This window comes from Actinokineospora sp. (assembly GCF_050699995.1).
Classification (GTDB): domain Bacteria; phylum Actinomycetota; class Actinomycetes; order Mycobacteriales; family Pseudonocardiaceae; genus Actinokineospora.
Genome location: NZ_JBOHGC010000103.1, coordinates 1 through 6,635, shown reverse-complemented (window position 1 = coordinate 6,635; position 6,635 = coordinate 1). Strand labels below are relative to the sequence as shown.

Here is a 6,635-nt window from a genome sequence, read left to right as displayed (position 1 = left end):
ACCAACCCACCCCGAAATACACACCGAACACTGGTCACACTGGCGCAGACTCCACCAAACCAGAGCCCGCCGAAGCCACTACCAGCGACAACGCATCAAGCATGACACATTGCGGCTGTAGTACTAGAGAACTGGGAGCGCGGCTACCTACAAGGGCGCTACGGGGCAATCCCGTACGTGGCGTTAGATGCGCTGAAGCCTGCAGGAAACGGCCACTAATGGCGGGTCGCAAGCCTCTTGCTGCCTACCGGGTTGCAGCACGCCGCAGTCCACGATTCGCGCCTCGCGCACGTTTTCTGGTGGTATGCGAAGGCACCGCTACCGAACCACTCTATTTTCAGTACGTCCGAAATGCGCTACGCGATCAGTTGTTGACGATCGAAGTGCCGATCGAAAATGGCGATCCGGTTCAACTGGTGGAGATCGCCGCCCGACGCAAGAAGGAAGCGCACAGAAAAGCGCGAGCTTTTCGGGACGATAACGAGAAATTCGACCAGGTCTGGTGCGTGGTAGACGTCGATGAGCATCGGCGCCTGCCAGACGCAATACGGCTCGCGGAACGCGAGGAAATATCGTTTGGCGATCAGCAACCCATGCTTTGAAATCTGGCCGTACTGGCACTTCAAAGATCACAGTTCACACACCACCGGGCATTCGATTCAGCGACTACTAAGCCAACAGCTTCCCGGCGGTAAACGGATTGACTGCGCGAGGCTCAGCGGCCGCTACGAAGCGGCGCGTCACCGAGCGCGAGGCACCGAGGACGGCCATGAGCGCGCGGGACACCCACGAAGTCACAACCCCAGTTCTGGCGTGTGGCGACTCATAGACGAGCTACTGAAGGCATCAGCGAGGTCGGGACCTGCGAGCAAGAGTGGATCACTTTAGCGCGGGTCAGGCCAGGTCGACCTTGAAGGCCGGGTGGTCGGAGGCGATGCGGCGGAGGTCGGCCTCCGGCGACTTGTCGTCGACGCCATCGAAGAAGATGCCGACCTCGAGCTTCCAGCGCTTGAGGTAGGCGCGCAGCAGGGCGGGCTTGGCGTCGTCGGGGACCTCGATGGCGGTGAACTGTTGAACACGGCGGCCGAGGCGTAGTTCGCCTTCTCCCGCGGCGCGCAGGTTGCGGACCCACTGGGTGTGGCCGCGAGGCGCGACCAGGTAGTGGGTTCCGTCGACCACGAGCAGGTTGACCGGGGTCGAGCGCATCTCCCCTGACTTCCGGCCGCGCACGGACAGCACCCGCGAGCCCCACACGTTGACGCCCCGCCGCACCAGGAACGCGACGATGCGGTTGAAGACGTTTTTGGTGAGCGCGCCCGGGCGCTGGTAGCGAACCGACATGATCTTCCTCCCCTACCGCGAGAGCAGTGCTCTCGTTTGTGAGCAGTGCTCTCTGTTGTGAGCAGTGAACACGAGAGCACTGCTCACAGTCAAGAGCAGCGCTCTCAATTCAGAGCAATGCTCATAATAGAGAGCAGTGCTACATTTTGATGATGAACGTAGGCAAAACCGCACGTGACCGGGCCCGAGCCGAGGTCGCCCAGGAGATCAAGGACGAAGCGCGCAAGCAGCTCGTCACCGACGGAGCGCAGAGCCTCTCGCTGCGGTCCGTCTCGCGCAGCCTCGGGCTGGCGTCCTCCGCGCTCTACCGCTACTTCCCCAGCCGCGACGACCTGCTCACCGCCCTGATCATCGACGCGTACGACGCGATGGGGGCGGCGGCGGAGCACGCCGACAGCGGAATCCGCCAGGGCAACTCCAGGACGAAGGGCGCCAGCGAAGCAGAGGCCGAGCCGCGTGGGCGCTGGCTCGCCGCATGCCGCGCCGTGCGCACCTGGGCCGTGACCCACCGGCACGAGTACGCGCTCATCTACGGCTCCCCCGTCCCCGGCTACCAGGCCCCGCAGGACACCGTCGCCCCCGCCGCCCGGGTCCCGCTCCTGCTCACCGCGATCGCGACAGCCGGGAAGGTCGACGACAGCAGCGTGGGCCACGGCCTGCGCAGCCAGCTGAGCTCGGTCATCAGCATGAACTCGATCGACTTGCCGCCCGGCGCGCTGGCGCGGGTAATGGTGGCGTGGACACAGCTGTTCGGCGTGATCAGCTTCGAACTGTTCGGCCAGCTCGTCGGCTCGGCGGATCCGGCGGACGAGTTCTTCGAGTTCTCGGCGGCGACGATGGCGGACTTCGTCGGTCTGTGACCCACTCCATAGCCGCGACAACATGTTACTCACTGGTAACCAGGGCTAGAGTAGCCCTTGTTACCAGTCGGTAGCCCATATTCGACTAAGGAGCACCCCCGTGGCCGCACCCGCTGCATCCGCAGCCGCGCGCGCCGTTCGGAACGTGGTCTTCGTCGACGGTGTACGCACGCCGTTCGGCAAGGCCGGCCCGAAGGGCATCTACGCGGAGACCCGCGCCGACGATCTCGTCGTGAAGGTCATCCGTGAACTGCTGCGCAGGCACCCAGAACTGCCCCCGGAGCGGGTGGACGAGGTCGCGATCGCGGCGACCACGCAGATCGGCGACCAGGGCCTGACCATCGGCCGCACCGCCGCGCTGCTCGCGGGCCTGCCCAAGTCGGTTCCGGGCTACGCCATCGACCGCATGTGCGCGGGCGCGATGACCGCCGTGACCACGAGCGCCAGCGGCATCGCCTTCGGCGCCTACGACGTGGTGATCGCGGGCGGTGTCGAGCACATGGGCCGCCACCCGATGGGTGAGGGCGTCGACCCGAACCCGCGCATCGTCGCCGACAAGATCGTCGACCCGACCGCGCTGGTCATGGGCCAGACCGCGGAGAACGTGCACGACCGCTACCCGGCGATCACCAAGCAGCGCTGCGACGAGTTCGCCGCGCGCAGCCAGGAGAAGTACGCCGACGCGGTCAAGGCGGGCAAGATCGGCCCCGAGCTGGTCCCCGTGGCCACCAAGAGCGCCACCCTGGGCTGGGGCCTGGCGACCGAGGACGAGCCGCCGCGCCCGGGCACCACGCTCGAGCAGCTCGCCGCCCTCAAGACCCCGTTCCGTCCGCACGGCCGCGTCACCGCGGGCAACGCGGCGGGCCTCAATGACGGCGCCACCGGCTGCATCCTCGCCGAAGAAGAAACAGCCCGCGAGTTGGGTCTTCCCGTCGGCATGCGGCTGGTGGGCTACTCCTTCGTCGGTGTCGAGCCCGAGGTCATGGGCGTCGGGCCCGTTCCGGCCACGGAGAGGGCTTTGCAGCGCGCCGGTCTGTCCATTGAGGACATCGGCCTGTTCGAGCTGAACGAGGCGTTCGCGGTGCAGGTGCTCGCGTTCCTCGACCACTTCGGCATCGACCAGGACGACCCGCGGGTCAACAAGTGGGGCGGCGCCATCGCGTGCGGCCACCCGCTCGCGTCCTCCGGTGTCCGGCTGATGACCCAGCTCTCGCGCCAGTTCGCCGAGCACCCCGAGGTCCGCTACGGCATCAACTCGATGTGCATCGGTATCGGCATGGGCGGCACCGTGATCTGGGAGAACCCGTACTGGAACGGTGGTGGCAACTGATGCTGACCCTGGAGCAGGCCAAGGCCGCTTTCCCCGACGAGGTCGTCACCAACGCCGTCACGCGGCTGATCAAGGTTCCCGGCGTGGACAAGCCGGTCGCCTTCATCACCATCGACAACGGCCACGACCACACCCGCCCGTCGACCTTCGGGCCGCAGAGCCTGGTGTCGCTCAACGCCGCGTTCGACGCCGCCGTCGCGGCCGACCCGGCCGCGATCGCGGTCACCGGCAAGCCGTTCATCTTCGCCGTCGGCGCTGATCTGTCCGGTGTGGAGCAGGTCGCCGAGCGCGAGCGCGCGCTGGAGATCGCCCAGGCCGGGCACGACGTTTTCCGCCGGTTCACCGAGTCCGAGATCCCGACCTTCGCCTTCGTCAACGGCGCGGTCATGGGTGGCGGCCTGGAACTGGCGCTGTCGTGCCACTACCGGACCCTGTCCTCGGGCGCGGCGGCCATCGCGCTGCCCGAGGTCTTCCTCGGCCTGTTCCCGGGCTGGGGCGGCACGCAGCTGCTGCCGAACCTGATCGGCCCGGACGCGGCCGTGACGGTGATCTTCGAGAACGCGCTGTCGCAGAACCGGATGCTCAAGCCGAAGCAGGCGCTCGAGCTGGGCATCACCGACGCCCTGCTCGACTCGGCCGACTTCCTCGAGCAGTCGCTGCTGTGGCTGTCGAAGGTCGTCAACGGCGAGGTCACCCCGACCCGCCGCGAGATCGACCGCGGCGCCGAGTGGGACGCGGCCGTGGAGCGCGCGAAGACGATCGTGCACGGCAAGACCAAGGGCGCGTCCCCGGGCGCGAACAAGGCGATCGAGCTGCTGGAGCTGGCCCGAGAGCACGACCTCGACCGCGGTTACGCGGCCGAGACCGAGGCGCTGGCCGACGTGCTGATGACGGACACGCTGCGCGCGGGTCTGTACTCGTTCAACCTGGTCCAGAAGCGCGCCAAGAAGCCCGCGGGCGCCCCGGACAAGTCGCTCGCGCGTCCGGTCACCAAGGTCGGCATCGTCGGCGCGGGCCTGATGGCCAGCCAGATGGCGCTGCTGTTCGCCCGTCAGCTCAAGGTGCCGGTCGTGCTGACCGACATCGACCAGGCGCGGGTCGACAAGGGCGTGGGCTACGTCCACACCGAGATCGACAAGCTCGCAGCCAAGGGCCGGGTCTCCCCGGACGGCGCGAACCGGCTCAAGGCGCTGGTGTCGGGTTCGCTGGACAAGGCCGCGTTCTCCGACGCCGACTTCGTCATCGAGGCCGTGTTCGAGGAACTGGGCGTCAAGCAGACGGTGTTCGCCGAGGTCGAGGCGCACGTCAGCGCGGAGTGCGTGCTGGCGACGAACACCTCGTCGCTGTCGATCACCGACATGGCGTCGAAGCTGAAGCACCCGGAGCGGGTCGTCGGCTTCCACTTCTTCAACCCGGTCGCGGTCATGCCGCTGCTGGAGATCGTCCGCGCCGACCGCACCGACGACGCCACCTTGGCGACCGCATTCGCGGTGGGCAAGGCGCTGCGGAAGTCCTCGGTGCTGGTCAAGGACGCCCCGGCGTTCGTGGTCAACCGGCTGCTGACCCGCTTCATGGGCGAGGTGGTCCAGTCGATCGACGAGGGCACCCCGTTCGAGGTCGCGGACAACGCGCTGGAGCCGCTGGGCCTGCCGATGAGCCCGCTGGTGCTGCTGCAGCTCGTCGGCGCCCCGGTGGCGCTGCACGTGGCCGAGACGATGAACCGCGCGTTCCCGGACCGTTTCGGTGTCTCGGACAACATGAAGAAGTTCGTCGCGGCGGGCAAGAACGCGGTGTGGACCTGGGACGCCTCCGGCAAGCCCAGCGTCGACCCCGAGGTTCAGGCCCTGTGGGAGTTCGGCGACGCGCCGCTGACCACCGACCAGGTCCGCGCGCGGGCGCTGGAGGGTTTGGCCGAGGAGATCCGCATCATGCTCGACGAGGGTGTGGTCGCGGAGGCGCAGGACATCGACCTGTGCATGATCCTCGGCGGCGGCTGGCCGTTCTGGCTGGGCGGCATCACGCCGTTCCTGGACCGCGAGGGCATCTCGGAAAAGGTCAACGGCAAGCCGTTCCTGTCCCCGGGCGTGGCCTCGGTCCCGACGGCCTGACCCAGACAGTCCACAGCGCCCCTGGTGTCTCCTCGGAGACACCAGGGGCGCTGTTCGTCATACCCGCCGCGCGTAGCTCAGTCGTACAGTTAGGCGTCTCAGCGGAGGCGGTCGTGGACAAGCTACACATTTGGCTGCTCGGCGGGTTTCGAGTGGCTCTGGGCGGCCAGGAGGTGCCTGAGGCCGCCTGGCGGCTGCGCAAGGCGCGCGCGATCGTCAAAGTGCTCGCGCTGACGCCCGGCCGACGCCTGCACCGCGAGCAGCTCGCCGACGCGCTGTGGCCCGACCTGCCGGTCGCCGCGGCCGCCAACCAGTTGCGCAAGGCCCTGCATGAGGTCCGCCAGGTGCTGGGGGCCGACAGCGTCGGTTCCGTCGGGGACCAGTTGAGCCTGCACGCGGACTTCGTGGACGTCTCGGCGTTCGAGACGGCGCTGCTCGCCGCCCGTCGCTCGGGCGAGCCCGCGGCATACCAAAGCGCGGTGGACCTTTACCGCGGAGATCTGCTCCCCGAGGACCGCTACGAGGAGTGGGCCGAACCCCACGCCGACCGCTTGCGCCGCCAAGCCCATGAGTTTCTCGTCGAGTGGGCCGCCCTGCTGGAAGCGCGGGCCGATGTCGACGCGGCGATCACCGCCTTGCGTCGGGTTCTGGCCGACGAACCCAGCCATGAGGAAGCCGGGGCGGCGGTGATGCGGCTGCAGGCACTGGCCGGGCGCAGGTCCTCGGCGATGGCCGCGTACGACGCGCTGCGGGTGGCCCTGGACCGCGACCTCGGTGTGGCACCGAGCCCCGCGACCGAACGGCTTTACGAGCAGATCCGGGCGGGCCGCATGACGCCACCCGAGTTGACCGCCGACCTGTGGCGCCAGGTCGGCGACCTCCGCTCGGTCGCGGGCGATCTGCGCGGCGCGCGGCTCGCCTACGAGTCGGCGCTGGCGTCGGCCGCCGCGCCGGACCGGGCGCGGCTGCACCGAAAGGCGGCGGGCGCGCTGGTGA

7 protein-coding genes are annotated in these 6,635 nt (G+C 68.2%); 6 read left to right on the top strand and 1 reads right to left on the bottom strand.

Features of this window, described 5'->3' with window-relative positions:
* Positions 1-101 precede the first annotated feature (101 nt).
* The gene (locus tag ACRDSQ_RS06100) at positions 102-602 is read left to right on the top strand and encodes an RloB family protein (protein WP_431419546.1); all 501 of its coding nucleotides are present in this window, start codon (positions 102-104) and stop codon (positions 600-602) included.
* Positions 520-888: an RloB family protein gene (locus ACRDSQ_RS06095; protein WP_431419544.1), complete on the top strand. Its 369-nt coding sequence runs from the start codon at positions 520-522 to the stop codon at positions 886-888. The genes ACRDSQ_RS06100 and ACRDSQ_RS06095 overlap by 83 nt, the downstream gene beginning before the upstream one ends.
* Before the next feature lie 6 nt (positions 889-894).
* Here the strand turns inward: ACRDSQ_RS06095 and ACRDSQ_RS06090 are convergent, their stop codons facing one another.
* Positions 895-1,341, bottom strand: coding sequence for a nitroreductase family deazaflavin-dependent oxidoreductase (locus ACRDSQ_RS06090; RefSeq protein WP_431419542.1), 447 nt, complete (start codon positions 1,339-1,341; stop codon positions 895-897).
* A gap of 152 nt (positions 1,342-1,493) precedes the next feature.
* On the opposite strand from ACRDSQ_RS06090, the gene ACRDSQ_RS06085 reads away from it, so the two are divergent.
* The 4 genes from ACRDSQ_RS06085 to ACRDSQ_RS06070 all read left to right on the top strand — a co-directional run.
* Positions 1,494-2,201: a TetR/AcrR family transcriptional regulator gene (locus ACRDSQ_RS06085; protein ID WP_431419540.1), complete on the top strand. Its 708-nt coding sequence runs from the start codon at positions 1,494-1,496 to the stop codon at positions 2,199-2,201.
* A 100-nt stretch (positions 2,202-2,301) separates the two neighbouring features.
* A complete protein-coding gene (locus ACRDSQ_RS06080; protein WP_431419538.1) occupies positions 2,302-3,531 on the top strand; it encodes a thiolase family protein in 1,230 nt (409 codons plus the stop codon).
* A complete protein-coding gene (locus ACRDSQ_RS06075) occupies positions 3,531-5,639 on the top strand; it encodes a 3-hydroxyacyl-CoA dehydrogenase NAD-binding domain-containing protein (RefSeq protein ID WP_431419536.1) in 2,109 nt (702 codons plus the stop codon). Before ACRDSQ_RS06080 ends, ACRDSQ_RS06075 begins: the two co-directional genes overlap by 1 nt.
* 113 nt (positions 5,640-5,752) lie before the next feature.
* The coding region (locus ACRDSQ_RS06070; RefSeq protein ID WP_431419534.1) for an AfsR/SARP family transcriptional regulator at positions 5,753-6,635 on the top strand (883 nt) is incomplete at its 3' end.

Excerpts from the sequence above, each read along its gene's own strand:
- ACRDSQ_RS06100 (WP_431419546.1), top strand. The coding sequence starts at position 102 with ATGACACATTGCGGCTGTAGTACTAGAGAACTGGGAGCGCGGCTACCT.
- ACRDSQ_RS06095 (WP_431419544.1), top strand. The coding sequence starts at position 520 with ATGAGCATCGGCGCCTGCCAGACGCAATACGGCTCGCGGAACGCGAGG.
- ACRDSQ_RS06090 (WP_431419542.1), bottom strand. The coding sequence starts at position 1,341 with ATGTCGGTTCGCTACCAGCGCCCGGGCGCGCTCACCAAAAACGTCTTC.
- ACRDSQ_RS06085 (WP_431419540.1), top strand. The coding sequence starts at position 1,494 with ATGAACGTAGGCAAAACCGCACGTGACCGGGCCCGAGCCGAGGTCGCC.
- ACRDSQ_RS06075 (WP_431419536.1), top strand. The coding sequence starts at position 3,531 with ATGCTGACCCTGGAGCAGGCCAAGGCCGCTTTCCCCGACGAGGTCGTC.